The 17,064-nt window shown below is 35.8% G+C and carries 18 protein-coding genes and 1 tRNA gene; 16 read left to right on the top strand and 3 right to left on the bottom strand.

Translation table 11 applies throughout. From position 1 onward, the window contains the following. Positions 1-185 precede the first annotated feature (185 nt). From ABXH06_RS14725 to ABXH06_RS14665, 13 genes are all read left to right on the top strand, one after another. Positions 186-500, top strand: a complete 315-nt coding sequence (locus ABXH06_RS14725; protein ID WP_311583528.1) for a hypothetical protein — start codon at positions 186-188, stop codon at positions 498-500. A 64-nt stretch (positions 501-564) separates the two neighbouring features. Beyond that, positions 565-1,452 carry a DMT family transporter gene (locus tag ABXH06_RS14720; protein ID WP_353518698.1) on the top strand — a complete coding sequence of 296 codons (888 nt, stop codon included), beginning with the start codon at positions 565-567 and terminating at the stop codon, positions 1,450-1,452. A 170-nt stretch (positions 1,453-1,622) separates the two neighbouring features. After that, entirely contained in the window at positions 1,623-2,018 is a 396-nt protein-coding gene (locus ABXH06_RS14715) for a universal stress protein (RefSeq protein WP_311583521.1), read from the top strand. Between the two features lie 136 nt (positions 2,019-2,154). Next, positions 2,155-2,868: a ZIP family metal transporter gene (locus ABXH06_RS14710; RefSeq protein WP_353518697.1), complete on the top strand. Its 714-nt coding sequence runs from the start codon at positions 2,155-2,157 to the stop codon at positions 2,866-2,868. A gap of 98 nt (positions 2,869-2,966) precedes the next feature. Further along, positions 2,967-3,401: a hypothetical protein gene (locus ABXH06_RS14705; protein WP_353518696.1), complete on the top strand. Its 435-nt coding sequence runs from the start codon at positions 2,967-2,969 to the stop codon at positions 3,399-3,401. Between the two features lie 389 nt (positions 3,402-3,790). Further along, on the top strand, positions 3,791-4,168 hold the full coding sequence (locus ABXH06_RS14700) for a TonB-dependent receptor (protein WP_311583512.1): 378 nt from the start codon (positions 3,791-3,793) through the stop codon (positions 4,166-4,168). A 136-nt stretch (positions 4,169-4,304) separates the two neighbouring features. Next, positions 4,305-4,787, top strand: coding sequence for a DUF2165 family protein (locus ABXH06_RS14695; RefSeq protein ID WP_353518695.1), 483 nt, complete (start codon positions 4,305-4,307; stop codon positions 4,785-4,787). Between the two features lie 99 nt (positions 4,788-4,886). Next, a complete protein-coding gene (locus tag ABXH06_RS14690; RefSeq protein ID WP_353518694.1) occupies positions 4,887-5,276 on the top strand; it encodes a SpoIIAA family protein in 390 nt (129 codons plus the stop codon). 45 nt (positions 5,277-5,321) lie between these two features. After that, positions 5,322-5,837, top strand: coding sequence for a lipocalin family protein (locus ABXH06_RS14685; RefSeq protein ID WP_353518693.1), 516 nt, complete (start codon positions 5,322-5,324; stop codon positions 5,835-5,837). A 255-nt stretch (positions 5,838-6,092) separates the two neighbouring features. Then, the gene (locus tag ABXH06_RS14680) at positions 6,093-6,884 is read left to right on the top strand and encodes a PhzF family phenazine biosynthesis protein (RefSeq protein WP_353518692.1); all 792 of its coding nucleotides are present in this window, start codon (positions 6,093-6,095) and stop codon (positions 6,882-6,884) included. 113 nt (positions 6,885-6,997) lie between these two features. Continuing rightward, a complete protein-coding gene (locus ABXH06_RS14675; protein ID WP_353518691.1) occupies positions 6,998-7,660 on the top strand; it encodes a YoaK family protein in 663 nt (220 codons plus the stop codon). A 307-nt stretch (positions 7,661-7,967) separates the two neighbouring features. Further along, positions 7,968-8,420, top strand: coding sequence for a hypothetical protein (locus tag ABXH06_RS14670; protein WP_353518690.1), 453 nt, complete (start codon positions 7,968-7,970; stop codon positions 8,418-8,420). Between the two features lie 263 nt (positions 8,421-8,683). After that, entirely contained in the window at positions 8,684-10,075 is a 1,392-nt protein-coding gene (locus ABXH06_RS14665; protein ID WP_353518689.1) for a diguanylate cyclase, read from the top strand. Between the two features lie 291 nt (positions 10,076-10,366). Here the strand turns inward: ABXH06_RS14665 and ABXH06_RS14660 are convergent, their stop codons facing one another. Both ABXH06_RS14660 and metG read right to left on the bottom strand, forming a co-directional pair. Continuing rightward, positions 10,367-10,792, bottom strand: a complete 426-nt coding sequence (locus ABXH06_RS14660; protein ID WP_353518688.1) for a hypothetical protein — start codon at positions 10,790-10,792, stop codon at positions 10,367-10,369. Positions 10,793-11,404: 612 nt separating this feature from the next. Continuing rightward, positions 11,405-13,531 carry a methionine--tRNA ligase gene (gene metG / locus ABXH06_RS14655; protein WP_353518687.1) on the bottom strand — a complete coding sequence of 709 codons (2,127 nt, stop codon included), beginning with the start codon at positions 13,529-13,531 and terminating at the stop codon, positions 11,405-11,407. 166 nt (positions 13,532-13,697) lie between these two features. On the opposite strand from metG, the gene apbC reads away from it, so the two are divergent. Together apbC and dcd are read left to right on the top strand one after the other, a co-directional pair. Next, positions 13,698-14,798, top strand: a complete 1,101-nt coding sequence (apbC, locus tag ABXH06_RS14650; protein WP_353518686.1) for an iron-sulfur cluster carrier protein ApbC — start codon at positions 13,698-13,700, stop codon at positions 14,796-14,798. A gap of 47 nt (positions 14,799-14,845) precedes the next feature. Next, positions 14,846-15,439 carry a dCTP deaminase gene (gene dcd / locus ABXH06_RS14645; protein WP_311583481.1) on the top strand — a complete coding sequence of 198 codons (594 nt, stop codon included), beginning with the start codon at positions 14,846-14,848 and terminating at the stop codon, positions 15,437-15,439. Positions 15,440-15,539: 100 nt separating this feature from the next. Here dcd and ABXH06_RS14640 read toward each other — a convergent pair whose 3' ends face one another. After that, a complete protein-coding gene (locus ABXH06_RS14640; RefSeq protein WP_353518685.1) occupies positions 15,540-16,487 on the bottom strand; it encodes a gluconeogenesis factor YvcK family protein in 948 nt (315 codons plus the stop codon). Between the two features lie 406 nt (positions 16,488-16,893). Here ABXH06_RS14640 and ABXH06_RS14635 point away from each other — a divergent pair. Beyond that, positions 16,894-16,969 (top strand) — tRNA-Ala (locus tag ABXH06_RS14635). Positions 16,970-17,064 lie beyond the last annotated feature (95 nt).

The raw sequence follows: 17,064 nt of genomic DNA, 5'->3' as shown, positions 1-17,064 counted from the left end.
ACTTTCTCTTCATTTTATGTGAACATGTGCTATTGATAATAGGTAGCCATGCTCAAGGATAGGATTTTAGCAACTCAGATGAGCGGCAATTGATTTTTTACTGTGTTAGGTAATTGATTTGATTCGTTTTAACCAATGATTAAGTACTATTCATACTTTTCGAGCAATTAGGAGTTTATAAGTAAATGGTAACCCCTGAATTATCAATTATTGTATTAAATCTATTTATAATTTTAGTGGCATATATTTCTATTTACCCTAAATTAGCAGGCAATAGTTTTAATAAAATTTCATTTTACGATATTTTTGCCTCAGGGTTTTCATTGGTATTGGTCGGTTTTAACTATTGGGAAAGTTCTTATCAATTTAGTTTGCTGGTGACTAAAACGAATTGGTTTTGGTTCACTTTTATTAGTTACGCCATTATTGAAATACCTATTATGATTTGGTATTTCAAAAAGCGAAAAGTAAAAATAAATATAAAGTTAGCCAAGAAATGAAGCAAGAGTACTTACGGTTAGCTGATTCGTTTTTGCGCATAACATCCACTCAGTTGACGATGTTATGAGTCAATATTCTATTAACACGATTGTCTGTACCATTTTTGCTTTAGTAGCATTTGCGGGAAATTCAGTACTCTGTCGGCTTGCTTTAGGGGAAGATACCATTGATGCCGCCAGTTTTACCATAATACGTTTGTTGTCGGGCATCATTACCTTATTACTTGTTATCTTCATTGTGAGAAAAAAACACACCTCAAAAACCTGCCTACCTCTTTCTTATGGGAATTGGTATGCAGCCGTTTTGTTATTTATTTATGCCTTAGCATTCTCTTATGGTTACAACACTTTAGATACAGGCACTGGTGCATTAATTCTATTCGGTGCTGTTCAAATAACGATGATTATAATCAGTGTTTTTAAGGGCAATCGACTACATTTAAGTGAATGGCTAGGGTTAGGCGTAGCCTTTAGCGGTTTTGTATACTTAATGCTTCCTAGCATAACAACCCCGTCGGTAATGGGGTTTATCTTAATGACGATTTCAGGTGCTGCTTGGGGAGTGTATACATTAGTAGGTCGGGGATCCAAACACCCGCTTTTTGATACGGCTTTTAATTTTTTAAGAACTGTTCCATTGCTAATAGTGCTCATTTTTTTTACTTTCGATGATTTTTCTGTCACATCCAATGGTGTGTTATTCGCGGTTTTATCGGGTGCTCTTGCTTCCGGGCTAGGTTACGCCGTGTGGTATGTTGCGCTTAGGGAGTTAACAGTTACACAAGCGGCAGTTGTCCAGCTATTTGTCCCTGTTATTGCCACTTTGGGTGGTGTTATATTTACCCGTGAAATATTAACGCTACAGTTAATTGAAGCGTCTGGTTTAATTCTCGGTGGGATTTTTATGGTCATCTTAGGTAGACGTTATTTTGTTACACCTCTAAAAAACTAATGATAACCCTAATAAAGTTAAAGGCTTAATAAAAGTGTATTGAGTTGATGTCGTCAATAAACCTGCTAAAATTTTAGTAAGAGTATAAAGTTTATACTTGTGAAATTTATCGCCGTTCGTGCTATTTAGTGCTTATGGCCTAATAAAAATAACGATTTAAGGGCATATTTATGTATCAAACTATTATTTGCGCAATAGAAGCAAGTGAAGAAGGCAAAGAAATACTCGAAAAAGCATACAAACTTGCGCAACTGCATAATGCTAAGTTATTCGTTACTCATGTGATCCCCTATTCAATATTGCCAAAAGATTATCAAAAAGAATTGGAAGAAAATGCATTACCTGAAATTGAATCAATCACTTCTTCTTTCGATATTGATAAAAATCACATTACGATTAAAGTTGGCAAAGTTTACGAACAAGTTTGCTTATTAGCAGAAAAAAAACATGCAGACTTAATTATTCTTGGCACTCATTCAAAAAAAGGCTTGAATGCGCTGATTGGTTCAACGGCTAATGCTGTAGCAAACTATGCAAAATGTGATGTGTCCCTAATTAAAATATAATTGTAGCTCTAAATTATATAAATCTTACTTGAATGATCTTAACGTTATAGGATAAATGCCGATGGGTTTTTATCCTATTTTGTTTATTTTAATGATAATTTATTTGTTTTAAATATTTTCTCTTGTTGGTATATCGATGAATGCATTACTGGTAGTCATAATAACAACCCTATTCGCTGGTTTAGCGATGGCGCTAGGTGCCACATTAGCTTATTTTGAAAAAATTGATAACCAATGGGTAGAAGAAGATATAAGGCATGGCGTGATGGCATTTGGCGGGGGAGCATTGCTGTCTGCCGTCGCCTTGGTATTAGTGCCTGAGGGGATTGCAAACTTATCCCCTTTATCGGCTTCATTCTGGTTTATACTTGGTGGCGTTAGTTTTATGATGCTTGATATTTATCTGATAAAAATCAATACTCCTGCTAGTCAATTAGCGGCAATGCTTGCTGATTTTATACCTGAATCTATTGCTTTAGGAGCCGCATTTGCAACAGGGCATAGTAACGCCATGTTACTTGCAACGTTAATTGCCTTACAAAATTTACCAGAAGGCTTTAGTGCCTTTCGTGAGCTTAATACCGGTGCTGCTTTTAAGCCTAAAAAAGTCATTTTACTGTTTTGTTTAATGGCAACTTTAGGTCCTATTGCTGGGATAATGGGATACTTTTGGTTATCTGAATCTCCAGTCGCTATTTCCATTATTATGCTTTTTGCTTCAGGTGGAATTCTTTATTCTATTTTTCAAGATATCGCACCACAAGTGAAATTGGAAAAACATTGGACACCACCTATGGGGGCTGTTTTAGGTTTTGTTTTTGGTATGTTCGGCTTGATGGTCAGTTCTTAAATAAATGTGCTAGTGGGATCACAAACTAGGCTAACAGCAAATGTAGCTCAATTAATTGAGTAAATTCAGACATTTTCATACGAGGAGTATTTGTAAATATGGATGTTTCTAGACAATTTAATCGATATTTAGTTTTATCTGGAATATTAAATGCAATTGCAGCCATTTTGCATTTAGGTTGTATTTATTTTGGTGCCTCCTGGTATCGACTATTCGGGGCAGGTGAAGAAATGGCATTAATGGCCGAACAAGGTAGCAATTATCCTACGATCATTACCTTCGCTATTTTTTCTGTATTGTCTATTTGGGCTCTGTATTGTTTCTCTGCGGCTGGATTAATCCAAAAACTCCCATTCACTAAGTTTGTTCTCGTGCTTATTACATCCATTTATTTTATACGAGGATTTATTGGCTTTATCTTTATCTTTATGCCGATAGGGCGCAGTCCAGAATTTTGGTTTTGGAGTTCTTTTATTTGTATCACCTTCGGTGTTTGTCATGCATTAGCTTTAAAAACAATGGACAAGCATTAAGCCACGGTTAAATTGTTAAAAGTTCAAAGGACATTTCTCCCCATCATGTACTGCTTTTTTGGTCTAAACGGTCATAGAAGGTGATGATTTTTACGACGTCGCTTTTGTTGCGACTGAGCTGACTTAGTCATGTTTCCTCTTAAAACATTGAGATCAAACGGATCAGTGACATCACTTTCATCATAATTAACTGTTAAGATAGTTTGTCACCCAAATGGTTATCTTTAAAATCTTTCGGTGCGTTAACCTTTTATACTCTTCTTGACTTTATCAATTTAAAACAAATGATTGTTGGTTTTTTATACGATATGCGTTAGTTTTAATCAGGGTGACAGGTTTTTGCGAGTAGTTTGGTTTTATCTGTCAAATTATCGTAATGGGAGGTGTTTATGGATCGAAAGTTTATTCTCACTGCATTTGGTTATGCAATTCTCGGCTTGGGTTTAGGCATTTATATGGCTGCTTCAAAAAATAATATTCAGCACGTAACCCATGCTCACTTTATGTTAATTGGTTTTTTATTATCTTTTGTCTATGGTTTATGCCACAAACTATGGCTAAATAACTCAACCTCGCGGTTAGCAAATGTTCAATTTTATGTTCATCAAATAGGCTCGTGTATAACCTTAATAGGCTTGTTTTTACTCTATGGCCAGTTTGTGCCATTTGAAATTATAGACCCTATATTAGCGATAGCATCACTTGCTGTTTTTCTCGGTGTTATTTTAATGAAAATTGAATTTGTCAGATGTACTCGTCAAAAATAAAAACTCATTTGTCAGGTAACGTTATTATTTTGATAGTTGTTTTTATGGGTAAACGTTAAAAAAAATTAACGGACTCTGACAGTGTAGTTAACTAACTATCATGTGTTTATTAAGTAAAAGCGAACTGGGAGGATTTATGATACATAAAGCCAAAGCCATATTAATTATTACAGTTTCGCTGTGGGGGCTCATTGGTGCGGTTCAGAATGTTATCGATTGGAACGGTACTATTGGTGCCGTAGGCGCGGTGGCATCAATGTCTACCATTCAAGGAGGCAAAGAAAGTTGGCAAGCCACTGATAGCACAATTGTCATTTTAGTTGGTGCTTTCTTTATTGTTGCATCTAAGCTGGTAAGCGCAAGTTTATGCGCGATTGGCGGGTTTAAGATGTGGCAAGCACAACAAAGCGATATAAAAGCTTATAAGCAAGCAAAAGAGCTGGCTTTAACTGGATGTGCGATTGCAATTTTCATGTTGTTTGGTGGTTTTATTGTCATTGCTGAAAGTTGGTTTGAATTATGGCGCTCTCAAACGATGTTAGGGCCCGTACTTCAGTCTGCTTTTCGATATGCAGGTATGATAACTCTGATCGCGATCTTTGTTTCGTCTAAAGAATGACTTTTGACATTTATTTGAAGCTTCAAGTAGGTTTTAAACAAACATGAATTTATCATTATAAACATTGTATTAAACTTGATATAAATTGGAGGATTCGTCATGGAATTTCACAAACATGGATTATCCATTGGCATAGAAAGGTTTGATAAGAACTTTTTCCTGTCATTAAAAGCCGTTGGTAAATTAACACATGAAGACTATGAGATAATTACCCCCATGATTGACTCAGCACTCTCGCAAGTAAAAGACCCGAAAGTAGATGTGTTAATTGATGGCACTGAATTACAAGGTTGGGAATTAAGGGCTGCCTGGGATGATTTAAAACTTGGTCTGAAACATAACAACGAGTTTCGTAAAATAGCGATTTACGGTAATAAGCATTGGCAGGAAATTACTGCGAAAATAGGTGCATGGTTTATGTCGGGTGAAGTGAAATATTTTGACGATGTTAACGATGCACTTAGTTGGTTAACACTTAAAGAAAAGTAACTCACTAAACACTGTGCATTAAGAAACTTTTGCAGCAAGGAATTTATGAAAAAACTACTGTTAAGCTTAATTCTTATGTTAATGACGGGCTGCTTAGGTATGCCGCAATTAGTGCAACCCGTTAATCATTTTGAGCTCGATAAATATTTGGGTAAATGGTATGAAATTGCCCGTTTAGATCACTCATTTGAACAAGGTCTTAGTAAGGTTTCGGCAGAATACTCTTTACTCGAAGACGGTGGAGTGTCGGTGATTAATCGTGGCTTCTCTGCTGAAACTCAAACGTGGCAAGAAGCAGAAGGTAAAGCTTATTTTGTCAACGATGAAACACAAGGCTATTTAAAGGTCTCTTTTTTCGGCCCCTTTTATGGGTCATACGTGATTTTTGAGTTAGAGAGAAATAACTATGATTATGCGTTTGTTTCTGGACCAAATCATGATTACCTTTGGTTATTAGCGAGAAGCCCTTCAGTAAGTCAAGAAATCAAGACAAAGTTCGAAAAAATTTCACAAGATCTTGGTTTTGATATCCGTAACTTAATTTACGTTGATCAAAACTAATTGACATTGATAGTCATTACTAGGCAAGCCTACATTTCCTTTTTTGAGGCTAATGAACTAGTGCTTTTGCGCTTTATCAAGGTATAAGTTTATTTTAAGTATTTACCTTAACCAGTTAAAAAGTCGCTATGCAATAATCGTATTTAAGTTAATACTCAACAGTTTAGCAATAATCACGCTGGAAATAGTTTTATAGCAACAATGAACCATGTATTATTTGAACGATAAAGCCGCGTCTTGGAATTAAACTGACCCATGGAATTAGAAATCAATATCATTGATGCCTTTACCGATGTTGCATTTAAAGGCAATTCAGCCGCAGTCATTATCACAGAAGAGTGGTTGCCTGACAGTCTTATGCAGTCAATTGCAACGGAAAACAATTTATCGGAAACGGCTTTTGTAAAACAGCTATCACGTCAAGAATATGAAATTAGATGGTTTTCACCGATCACTGAAATAGATTTCTGCGGACATGCAACTCTGGCTGCTTCATTTGTTATATTCGAAAAAAATTTGAGTATTCAAACTTTACGTTTTTATGCAAAAGCTGTTGGTCATTTATCGATTAATAAAGCGGAAAATGGCTATATTGAAATGATTTTTCCGAGTAGGGCACCGAAAGTGTTGCATGATATTCCTTCTGCGTTATTAACAGGGTTGTCGATTCAACCTGAAGAAGTGTTGTTAAACGAGCAAGCTTATTTTGTTGTATATGAAAATGAAGACGAGGTAAATGCCGTCGTTACTGATAATGACTTACTGAAACAGCTTGCTCCTTATGATGTTGTGGTTACCGCTCGATCAACAGAATATGATTTTGTTTCCCGATATTTTTGGCCTGCTAATGGCGGTGAAGAAGATCCAGTGACAGGTTCAATTCATACTGGTTTAGCGCCTTATTGGTCTGAAAAACTAGCTAAATCTAAGCTCGTTGCATACCAAGCATCAAAGCGTGGTGGTGAAGTTATCTGTCATGTGATTGACAAGAAGGTTGCTATATTAGGTAAAGCAGTAAAGTACTTAACGGGCACAATAATCATATAGAACTTCTTCTTTTAAACGATTTATTTATAGCGCAAAATACCGTATTGAAAGACTTATTTTCGTTTCAATTATCATTAACTGTTAAAAATATATTTGTCTGAAAAGGAGTAACTGTGATTTCTAAATTGCCCAAATGGGTAGAGTATGGTGCTTTTATACTATCTTTTGTCGCGGGTTATATAAATTCGATTGGGTTATTAGGTTTTGATCATAAAGCTGTGTCACATTTATCAGGCACAGCTACCTTACTTGGTATTAATATTATCAATGCAACCACAGGGTCATTTTTTCATATTTTACTGATATTAGTCAGCTTTTTAGTGGGCGCTACTTTATCAGGTTTTTTAATCCGCAGTAGTGCTCTCAAATTAGGTCGCCATTACGATACGGCGTTATTTTTAGAAGCAATTTTAATACTTATTTCAATTCCGCTTTTATCAAGGGGCTATCTGATAGGTCATTATGTCATATCAGCGGCATGTGGTTTGCAAAACGCGTTAGCTACTTCATATAGTGGAGCGATCATCAGAACAACCCACTTAACAGGAATATTCACAGACTTAGGCATTTTAATTGGAGCAAAATTTCGCGGAGAAGCCTTTGATAAAAGAAAGTTTTTATTATTTTTATTGATAATTTCAGGCTTTATTATTGGTGGCAGCTCTGGTGCATATTTTTATTATCAATTTAGTTTTCAATCATTATTTCTACCAACATTAATTTGTATATCAATTGCTTGTGCATATCGTCTTTATAGCGCGAAATCAGTGTCTTGAACTACAAGTCTTTAGGCATAGAATGCTTAGTCTATAAACGGTTCATAGGCATGATTTGTGTGTTTTGTTTCTAGTTAAGTTATTGACTATTAAGTAATAATTTTTAAATGGTGAGTAGTTTGTTGATGTAACAGTACAAGCCTACCAGTGATTAGCGCGATCTACTTCTTTAGTGAATGATTAATTGTTTAAGAAAATCTTTACTTTATTATTTAACCTATTGTTTTAATTTGTATAAATTGAATATTTATGTTAAATCATCTCAGATACACTATAAATTTCTACCTAAACAATTTTTCGGAGTCACATGAATAACGTCCACCAATACTTAGAAATGGCTTCATTTGTAGTCACTATCATAGGCTTTCCCATTGCCATTATCAGCTATATTAGGGAACAGAAAAACCAGAGAGATGAACGAGAATACGGCACTTACGATGCATTAGATGATAAATATATAGAACTTCAACAACTGTGTCTTGATTATCCTAATCTAGATATTTTTGATACTGCTTTTCCTACAAAAGAAGAATTAACTATTGAAGAACAAAAACAAGAAGAAGCTATTTTACTTATCAGAATATCAATCTTTGAAAGAGCATATTTAATGTATAAAAGAACGCCAGATAAGTTTAAAGCGTCTCAATGGCTTGGCTGGGAACTCGAAATTAAAGAATGGTTAGAAAGAGATAATTTTAGAAAAGTTTGGGAAGAACATAAACATTATTACGATAAAGATTTTGCTAATTATTTTTCATGATGTTTAGTTCTGTTAAAATTGACTATCCCGTAAAAATTAGCCTATCTTGATGACTAATCTAAGTGTATTTGCTACTTTACTATATAATTCAATGTGATATATGTTGGATTTAGTTAACGTTGTACTAATGCAGTATATAAAAAGCATTTGTTTACTTTTAGTTAACATTACTTGTGCTACGCTTAAATAATTAACAGGGATTGGATAATTCCTTCATTGAAGAAGTTAATGAGTATTTAGGCTTTATATCTTGAAGGTAGTTCATGAATAGTTTAACGGGTGTAACACTACAATCCTTGCTTGAAAAAGCAAATATCGGGGTAGTGATTCATAATTGGGATACTAAGGTTGTCTATGCAAATCCTGTTGCTCTTAAGCTCTTGAGGTTAACTCATGAGCAAATGATCGGCAAAGATGCAAAAGATCCCCAGTGGCGATTTATTGATGAAGGTAATCGACCAATACAGCCTGAAAATTACCCTGTATCTCTTGTCAAAAGATTCAAAGCACCATTAAATAATGAAGTGTTTGGTGTGATTGATAGTAAAAATGAAAAACCTTCTTGGTTTATGGTCAATGCATATCCTGAGCTTTCATCTTTTTTAAAAGAAAGCTTTATTGTGGTAACGTTTAATGATATTTCAGAACAGAAAAATTTATTTTCATATCGTGCTATTGTTGATAATGCAAAGGATGTCATCATAGTAACGGAAGCTGAGAGTATTGATGCACCGCTAAGTCCACGAATTGTTTATGTTAATAAAGCGTTTGAAGCGCTTACCGGCTATACAAAAGATGAAGTGATTGGTGAAACACCACGGATCTTACAAGGAAAAGAATCCGATAAAGCAGAGTTAGCAAAAATTAGACAAGCTCTGTTAGAAGAAAAATCCATCAATAGTACCATTCTTAATTACTCTAAATCAGGCCACCCATATTGGCTAAATATGGATATATTTCCTTTAACCAATAAATATGGGGAAGTAACCCATTTTGCCGCCTTAGAAAGAGATGTTACCAGTGAAAAATATTATGCCGAACAATTAGAAAGTAAGAATGAAGGATTAAAAGAGATCAAGGCGAACCTTGAAAGCATCATCCGTGAAAAAACTCAAAAACTGCATGATGCCAATAAAAAGCTTTATCATCACGCCTATTATGATGAGTTAACCGATATACCAAATCGACGTAGTTTCACAGAGCAAGCCGTTAAGCAATTTAGTCGAGCTAAACGCGAGAATTCAGTCATATTATCAGGGCTAATAGATATTGATTTATTTAAACGATTCAATGATACCTATGGTCATGCCATTGGTGATCAAGTGCTAGTCAGTGTCGCAACAACATTATCATCCTTTTTCCGTCAAGAAGATGTGTTTGGCCGTTATGGCGGTGAAGAATTTGCCTTTTGTATTTTAATCTCAGAACAAAGTAAAGTAATGGAAATTTGTGAGCGATTAAAAGATAAAATGGCCCAGTCGATGATAACGCTCGAAGATAACACTGAGTTGTCTGTTACTGTAAGCATTGGGGTGAGTGTAGCTTCTGCCGACAAAACAACTAATTTAACAGATGAATTAATTAAAGCGGATAAAGCTCTTTACGAAGCGAAGAATAATGGCCGAAATTGTGTAAAAATTAGTAAAGAAACTTAAAGCACTTACTTTTTCACTGATCTTAACTAGTCAAGTTAGTCGTAAATATAAAACAAGTAATGAAGGAAAGAAAGTGGTGAACTGTAGTAGCTCATATCTGATTTAATTTTGGTTTTGACTTAACCCTTAAGTTGATTAGCTCAGCAAAGATTCGAAAACGGACATTTCACTCATTAGTTTTATAACTTCTTGGTGCCAGCAGCAGACAATGGTAACGCAAACAGGAACCGCTAAAACAATGCGAATTTGCATATAAGCGGTCCTACTGACTGACTTTGTTAACCTGTCATTTTATTTGTCACTATAAGAGTGATGGTTATTGGGATTTGTTTTTAATATATAAGTTGACCAAACGTATGGCCACGGGATAACTAGCAGATCGATAATAATCCCGATTGAGTTAGATCTTATTAGCCCAGCCGCCACCGGACCAATTTGTCCTGCAGACCAAAGTTGCAAACCAACTGCCAACATCCAAATTACTTTATAAGTCAATTGCATAAAAAGCAAAGGTAGCATTTTCAGAGGCTGCCAAACTCCTAAAATAGACAATAAAGTAAATGCTCCCCAAAAGCTAAATGCCACCCCTTGCAAAGGATCCCATACTTCATTTGGGTTGATGATTGTCGGCCATATCCTATAACCAAATACAACCACAATAAGAAGGTAAACCGTTCTTAGTATATTTATTCGTAATTTTGATACTTCTACTTTCATAATTTTCCTCATGAATTCTAATAGAGTTAGTTTCATTGGCCACTGAGGCAAAGAATACGCCAACACTTAACTCTCTGATATTAAGTGGGAATCACTCTGAGTTAACAAGTCGTAAGGAGTTGGTTTTACAACTTTATAGTCGTTTTAACCACAATATTAGGATTAGTGTAAATTTAAATTTTTAGTAAAATATAAGATATTATCTTTGATATACTTACTTGAAAGTAAATGAAAAATATTATTATGAGTAGCGATATGTTGATGGTCTTCTATCTAGCTCAACTTTAAATACACTATTTTGTAAGTGTCCGCTCGTCGCTCTGATCTTTTGTCGGTAGCAATAAAGATCAATGTCAGCTTTTAGCGCTATTTCTCTATAAAGGCGAAATTAAGATTATGTTTGAATCATTAAAACAAGATGTTATCTCTTTAAAGTAATTTATTTTCAGATTGTTTCGTTTTTTATATTCGCTAGTGTGTTTCTCTTCTTAGGAAAAAGTTAAAAGGAAAGAGATTAATAAATAAAAAGACCGAAAAACCTAGGTTTTCGGTCTTCATTGGTTGAATCATTTGAGTAATTCAATCTCATGTAGTTGAGAAATCAACTACACATTATTTTACTTTCATGCCTGGTTTAGCACCATCTTCAGGATTCATTATCCATAAGTCTTTACCACCTGGACCTGCCGCTAATACCATACCTTCAGACATGCCAAAACGCATTTTACGAGGTGCAAGGTTCGCTACCATAACCGTTAACTTGCCTTGTAAGTCTTCTGGCTGATAAGCCGACTTAATCCCTGCAAATACTTGACGTGTTTCACCGTTGTCATTGGAGTCTAATGCAAGCTCTAAACGAAGTAATTTATCAGCACCTTCAACATGCTCTGCTTTGATTATTTTCGCAATACGTAAATCAATTTTGGCAAAATCATCGAACTGAATCTCAGGGGCGATAGGATCGGCACCCAAAGGGTCGGCAAGGGCGGCTGAATTATCGATAACTTTTTCCTTTTTAGCCTTTTTCTTTTTTGGTTTTTCTTCTTTAACAGACTCTCCGCCTAAACTTTCTTTAGAGGCATCTGTCATGGCATTAATTTTATCCATGTCTACGCGCTGTAGAAGTGCTTTAAATTTATTAATTTTATGATCGGTCAATATAGTTTTATGACCTTCCCAAAGTAATTCATCATTTAAAAAGCTTTCTGTGCTTTCTGCTAACACCGGCAACACTGGCTTTAAATAAATCATTAAGGTTCTAAATAAATTAATACCAAGCGAACAAATATCTTGTACTTCTTGTTGTTTAGTTTCATCTTTGATTAATTGCCAAGGTTCTTTTACGGCAATATATTCATTAACTTTATCGGCAAGCGCCATGATTTCGCGCATCGCTTTACCAAATTCACGATTTTCATAAAGTTCAGCTAAACGATCACCGGCGGAAGTTACTTCATCGGCAAGCGCTTGATCATCGATATGAGTTGATAACATGCCGTCGAAACGTTTGGTAATGAAGCTTGCACAACGAGAGGCAATATTAACGACTTTACCGACTAAATCAGAGTTTACACGTTGTGCAAAGTCTTCAAGGTTTAAATCTAAATCATCAATGCGGTTCGTTAATTTTGCCGCATAGTAATATCGTAAATATTCTGGATTTAAATGTTCTAAGTAAGTTCGACCTTTAATAAAAGTCCCTTTAGATTTAGACATTTTTGCGCCATTCACGGTCACAAAGCCATGGGCATACACTGAAGTTGGTTTGCGATAACCTGCACCTTCTAGCATGGCAGGCCAAAATAAACTGTGGAAATAAATAATATCTTTACCGATGAAATGATAAAGCTCAGCGTCCGAGTTTTCTTGCCAGAAACTGTCAAAATCAATATTTTCCTTAGCACACAGGTTTTTAAAACTGCCCATATAACCAATTGGCGCGTCTAACCACACATAGAAAAATTTACCCGGTGCATTAGGAATTTCAAAACCAAAGTAAGGTGCATCACGACTGATATCCCATTGCTTTAAACCTGATTCAAACCATTCGCTAAGTTTATTAGCCATTTCTTCTTGTAATGAACCACCCGTTGTCCAGTCTTTCAACATTTGTTCAAAAGCGGGTAAGTCGAAGAAATAGTGTTCAGAATCTTTTAGAACTGGTGTTGCACCTGATACAACAGAACGAGGGTTGATCACCTCTGTTGGCGAATAGGTGGCACCGCAGTTATCACAACTATCACCATTTTCATCTTCACTTTTACATTTAGGACATGTGCCTTTAACAAAACGATCAGGTAAAAACATGCCTTTTTCTGGATCATATAATTGTGAAATCGTGCGTGTTTTAATATGACCATTAGCATGTAGCTTGTTGTATATCTCTTCGGCAAACGCTTTGTTTTCATCACTGTGCGTTGAATGATAATTATCGAAACTGATATGAAAATCATTAAAATCGCGCATATGCTCATCACGAATTCCAGCAATCATAGCTTCAGGTGTTACACCTAACTCTTGCGCTTTAAGCATAATAGGCGTGCCATGTGCGTCGTCAGCACAAACAAAATAAGTTTCATTACCACGCATTCGTTGAAACCGAACCCAAATATCCGTTTGAATGTGTTCAAGTAAATGACCTAAATGAATGGAGCCATTCGCGTATGGGAGGGCACAAGTAACAAGTATTTTACGTTTGTTAGCCGTTGTTGTTGTACTAGATTGCGAGTTTGATTGCATAGGTGTCTTCAGTTCTTTTGCCAAACAAAAAATGTTTACGATTTAAGGTGGTAATTATGGGGGGAATGGTACAGAATTTATCAACATTTTTCATTAAGAAATATCGGCATTTAATCGTAAATATCGATATATATTCTTATATTTTTCTAAAATAAGTATTTATCGTATGTTTTCTAAATTATTTTCATCAAAATCAGTACCTAAAGAACAGCAAATTGTGATTGAAAAATTTTATCAAGAATATACAAGCGACTTTTTTCCAAATGGTATCGCCACAATTTGCCAATTAGAGCAAATCGTGATGATTGATGGCCATATTACATTAACTTTAAAAGTACCATTTGCCTGTGAAGATGAATTACAACATTTTGCAGAATCTTTACTTGAAACCCATCAAATATCAATTATTGTTGATGGTCAACTTGATGTTATCAAAATTAAAAAGCATCAAATCCCTGGTATTAAAAATATCATTGCCATTTCATCAGGGAAAGGGGGAGTTGGTAAATCAACGACTACGGTAAACCTGGCTTATGCTCTTCAAGCGCAAGGAGCTCGTGTTGGTATTTTAGATGCAGATATTTACGGACCCTCAATACCCAAAATGCTTGGGATAGAAAATGAAAAAGTCACCTCCAATGATGGCAAATTAATGACCCCCATTGAAGTAAATGACTTATCGGCTATATCCATTGGCTTTTTGGTTGACAAAGAAGACGCGACTATTTGGCGAGGACCAATGGCCAGTAGAGCCTTTGGTCAGCTTTTAAATGAATGTGCGTGGCAAGATATCGATTATTTACTGATTGATATGCCACCAGGTACAGGGGATATTCAGTTAACTTTGGCACAGCAAGTACCCGTTTCTGCAGCCGTGATTATTACAACGCCACAAGATATTGCTTTAGACGATGCTGCTAAAGGCATTGCAATGTTTAATAAGGTTGATGTTCCTGTTTTAGGAGTGATCGAAAATATGAGTTATCACCTGTGTGATCATTGTGGTGAAAAATCGCATTTATTCGGCAGTGGTGGCGGTGAACGATTAAGTGAAGAATTTAAGACTAAGTTATTAGGTCAATTGCCGTTAGATATTACAATTTGTCAGCATGCTGATAGCGGTAAATCGGCATTGCTTGAAAATAGCTCTGGTGATATTGCTATACAATACCGTAGAATAGCCGCCAAAATAGCCGCTGATTTATTTTATCAGTATGATGTGCGTAGCCCTCAAACGAGCGAAATACTTTTTACACAAATTGATTAACGTTAATCGATTCGTCATTTTATTGAATAATAAGTGAAAATATACCCATGAGACTTTGTGATAGCGACATAGAAAAATTAATTGAACAAGAGCGTATTGTCATCTCGCCAAAACCTGATGAAACCATGATTTCAGGTGTAAGTGTTGATATTCGACTTGGCCACGAGTTTCGGGTTTTTCAAGATCATACCGCGCCTTATATCGATTTAAGTGGGCCAAAAGAAGAAATGCAAAAAGCAATGAACTCGGTAATGAGTGATGAAATAGTGATCCCCGATGGTGAAGCTTTTTTCTTACACCCAGGAGAGTTAGCATTAGCGGTAACGTATGAGTCTGTTACTTTACCGGACGATATCGTAGGATGGTTAGATGGCCGTTCTTCATTAGCGCGCCTTGGCTTGATGGTACACGTAACGGCACATCGAATTGATCCAGGTTGGTCAGGGCAGATCGTCTTGGAATTTTATAATAGTGGTAAACTTCCACTCGCACTTAGACCAAAAATGAAAATTGCAGCGTTAAATTTTGAAACGATGTCTGGCAGTGCACAACGACCTTATAACAAAAGATTAGATGCCAAATATAAAGGGCAGATGGGCGCCGTTGCCAGCAGGATCAGCGAAGATGAACGCTCAAAATAAATAAAGTTTTACTATGAATTCTCGGTTGTATTATTATCAAAACGTCAAAATCACAGGCGTTTTTTATAAGCGCTTTCAATAACTGTTTATATTAAGTATTTTACGAATTAACGATGTTTGAAAAGTCGTTAACCGATTTATGATCAAGTGTTATGGGTTGTTCTTCAATATTTGCAACACATTGCTCTAACGCTTTTATTAATTTTGCTCTATCGTGATAGTGTTCGATATTATGATTCGCGAGATCGCAATTTAATACCGGTAAAATATCAGACTTAACCTCGTTTCCATGAGCAATGACGCTATCAATTGGTAAACATCCAATATTTTCTTTAATCCACAGTAGCTTTTCATCTAAGGTAAGTTGCGAGGAAGGGCTTTTCTCAGGAACAATATTTTCAATAAACACGCAGTGTGCTTTACTGTTTTGAATGCCATTGACAATATCTCTCACTAAAAGAGGAGGAACCACACTGGTGAGAAAACTGCCAGGGCCTAAAATAATGAGGTCGGCATTAGCTAACGCTTCGTTACAATGGGACAAGGTTTTCACCAAGGGAGCTAACATTAAATTTTTTGGCATGACTGGCATTTCATCGACGGATAATTCACCAACTCGACAGCGGCCTTCAGGATAAAAAGCCATTAAATCAGTTGGCGTTTCTGACATAGGTAATACCGGAGTTTTGACTCTAAGTAGACGACGTACCAATTTAATAGAGTCAAGAGGGCGAGATTGAATTTGCCCTAAAGCAAAAAGGATTAAGTTACCTAAGTTATGACCGCCAAGTTCATCTTCACCGTCAAAACGAAAATCAAATAGTTGGCTGCCGATAGAGTCTTTATCAACTAACTGAGTTAAACAGTTTCGTAAATCTCCCCATGCAATAGTACTACTACGTTTTCTTAATCGACCCGTGGAGCCGCCGTTGTCTGTTGTCGTAACAATACCAGTCAGTTGTTTTTCCAAAAAGGAAAGGGTAGATAACACACGTCCTAAACCGTGACCTCCGCCTATGGCAACAACTTTGATATTTTTTAATTGCATATATTATTTTTATAACAGAGAGATAACATTAACTTTACCGCTTTTTATTAAAAAAATAAAGTAAAAGGCTTATTTAGCTAAGGTTGAACGGGAGTTTTGTTTTATAAAATTTATTTTTAAACTATCATTATCTCAGAAGAAAAGTGTAATTTTGCTTGAATGAACAAGACATCATTATTTTTTTAAAGAGATTATTGAGATTAAGCACTTGAATATACAAAAAATAGTCAAGTTGTCGTTTATATAATCAGTTAATTAACTGTCAGTAAAAAAATAGCCTTTTATCTAAAATAAGGGTTGACAGTGAAAGGGCTGCTGCTTAGAATGCGCCTCGCTTTCGATGAGTAGCAGTACACTTTTCGAATTCTGAAATATAGGTACTAGGCCATCGATATTTCAGACAAGCGGGGCTATAGCTCAGCTGGGAGAGCGCTTCGCTGGCAGCGAAGAGGTCTGCGGTTCGATCCCGCATAGCTCCACCATCTTTTAAAGAGGTGTTTTTAACATTTCTTAGATAGTTTTATTAGTTGTCTCTGTTGAAAAACGTTGATTAACTAATTTGTGTCCCTATCGTCTA

The sequence above is a fragment of the Thalassotalea sp. SU-HH00458 genome (genome assembly GCF_040362795.1).
GTDB classification, from domain to species: domain Bacteria; phylum Pseudomonadota; class Gammaproteobacteria; order Enterobacterales; family Alteromonadaceae; genus Thalassotalea_H; species Thalassotalea_H castellviae.
This window is presented reverse-complemented; position numbering and strand designations above follow the sequence as displayed.

Coding starts and splice junctions, on each gene's coding strand:
- ABXH06_RS14695 (WP_353518695.1), top strand. CDS start 4,305: ATGATACATAAAGCCAAAGCCATATTAATTATTACAGTTTCGCTGTGG.
- dcd (WP_311583481.1), top strand. CDS start 14,846: ATGAGACTTTGTGATAGCGACATAGAAAAATTAATTGAACAAGAGCGT.
- ABXH06_RS14715 (WP_311583521.1), top strand. CDS start 1,623: ATGTATCAAACTATTATTTGCGCAATAGAAGCAAGTGAAGAAGGCAAA.
- ABXH06_RS14690 (WP_353518694.1), top strand. CDS start 4,887: ATGGAATTTCACAAACATGGATTATCCATTGGCATAGAAAGGTTTGAT.
- ABXH06_RS14665 (WP_353518689.1), top strand. CDS start 8,684: ATGAATAGTTTAACGGGTGTAACACTACAATCCTTGCTTGAAAAAGCA.
- ABXH06_RS14680 (WP_353518692.1), top strand. CDS start 6,093: ATGGAATTAGAAATCAATATCATTGATGCCTTTACCGATGTTGCATTT.
- apbC (WP_353518686.1), top strand. CDS start 13,698: ATGTTTTCTAAATTATTTTCATCAAAATCAGTACCTAAAGAACAGCAA.
- ABXH06_RS14700 (WP_311583512.1), top strand. CDS start 3,791: ATGGATCGAAAGTTTATTCTCACTGCATTTGGTTATGCAATTCTCGGC.
- ABXH06_RS14660 (WP_353518688.1), bottom strand. CDS start 10,792: ATGAAAGTAGAAGTATCAAAATTACGAATAAATATACTAAGAACGGTT.
- ABXH06_RS14670 (WP_353518690.1), top strand. CDS start 7,968: ATGAATAACGTCCACCAATACTTAGAAATGGCTTCATTTGTAGTCACT.
- ABXH06_RS14705 (WP_353518696.1), top strand. CDS start 2,967: ATGGATGTTTCTAGACAATTTAATCGATATTTAGTTTTATCTGGAATA.
- ABXH06_RS14710 (WP_353518697.1), top strand. CDS start 2,155: ATGAATGCATTACTGGTAGTCATAATAACAACCCTATTCGCTGGTTTA.
- metG (WP_353518687.1), bottom strand. CDS start 13,531: ATGCAATCAAACTCGCAATCTAGTACAACAACAACGGCTAACAAACGT.
- ABXH06_RS14720 (WP_353518698.1), top strand. CDS start 565: ATGAGTCAATATTCTATTAACACGATTGTCTGTACCATTTTTGCTTTA.
- ABXH06_RS14725 (WP_311583528.1), top strand. CDS start 186: ATGGTAACCCCTGAATTATCAATTATTGTATTAAATCTATTTATAATT.
- ABXH06_RS14640 (WP_353518685.1), bottom strand. CDS start 16,487: ATGCAATTAAAAAATATCAAAGTTGTTGCCATAGGCGGAGGTCACGGT.
- ABXH06_RS14685 (WP_353518693.1), top strand. CDS start 5,322: ATGAAAAAACTACTGTTAAGCTTAATTCTTATGTTAATGACGGGCTGC.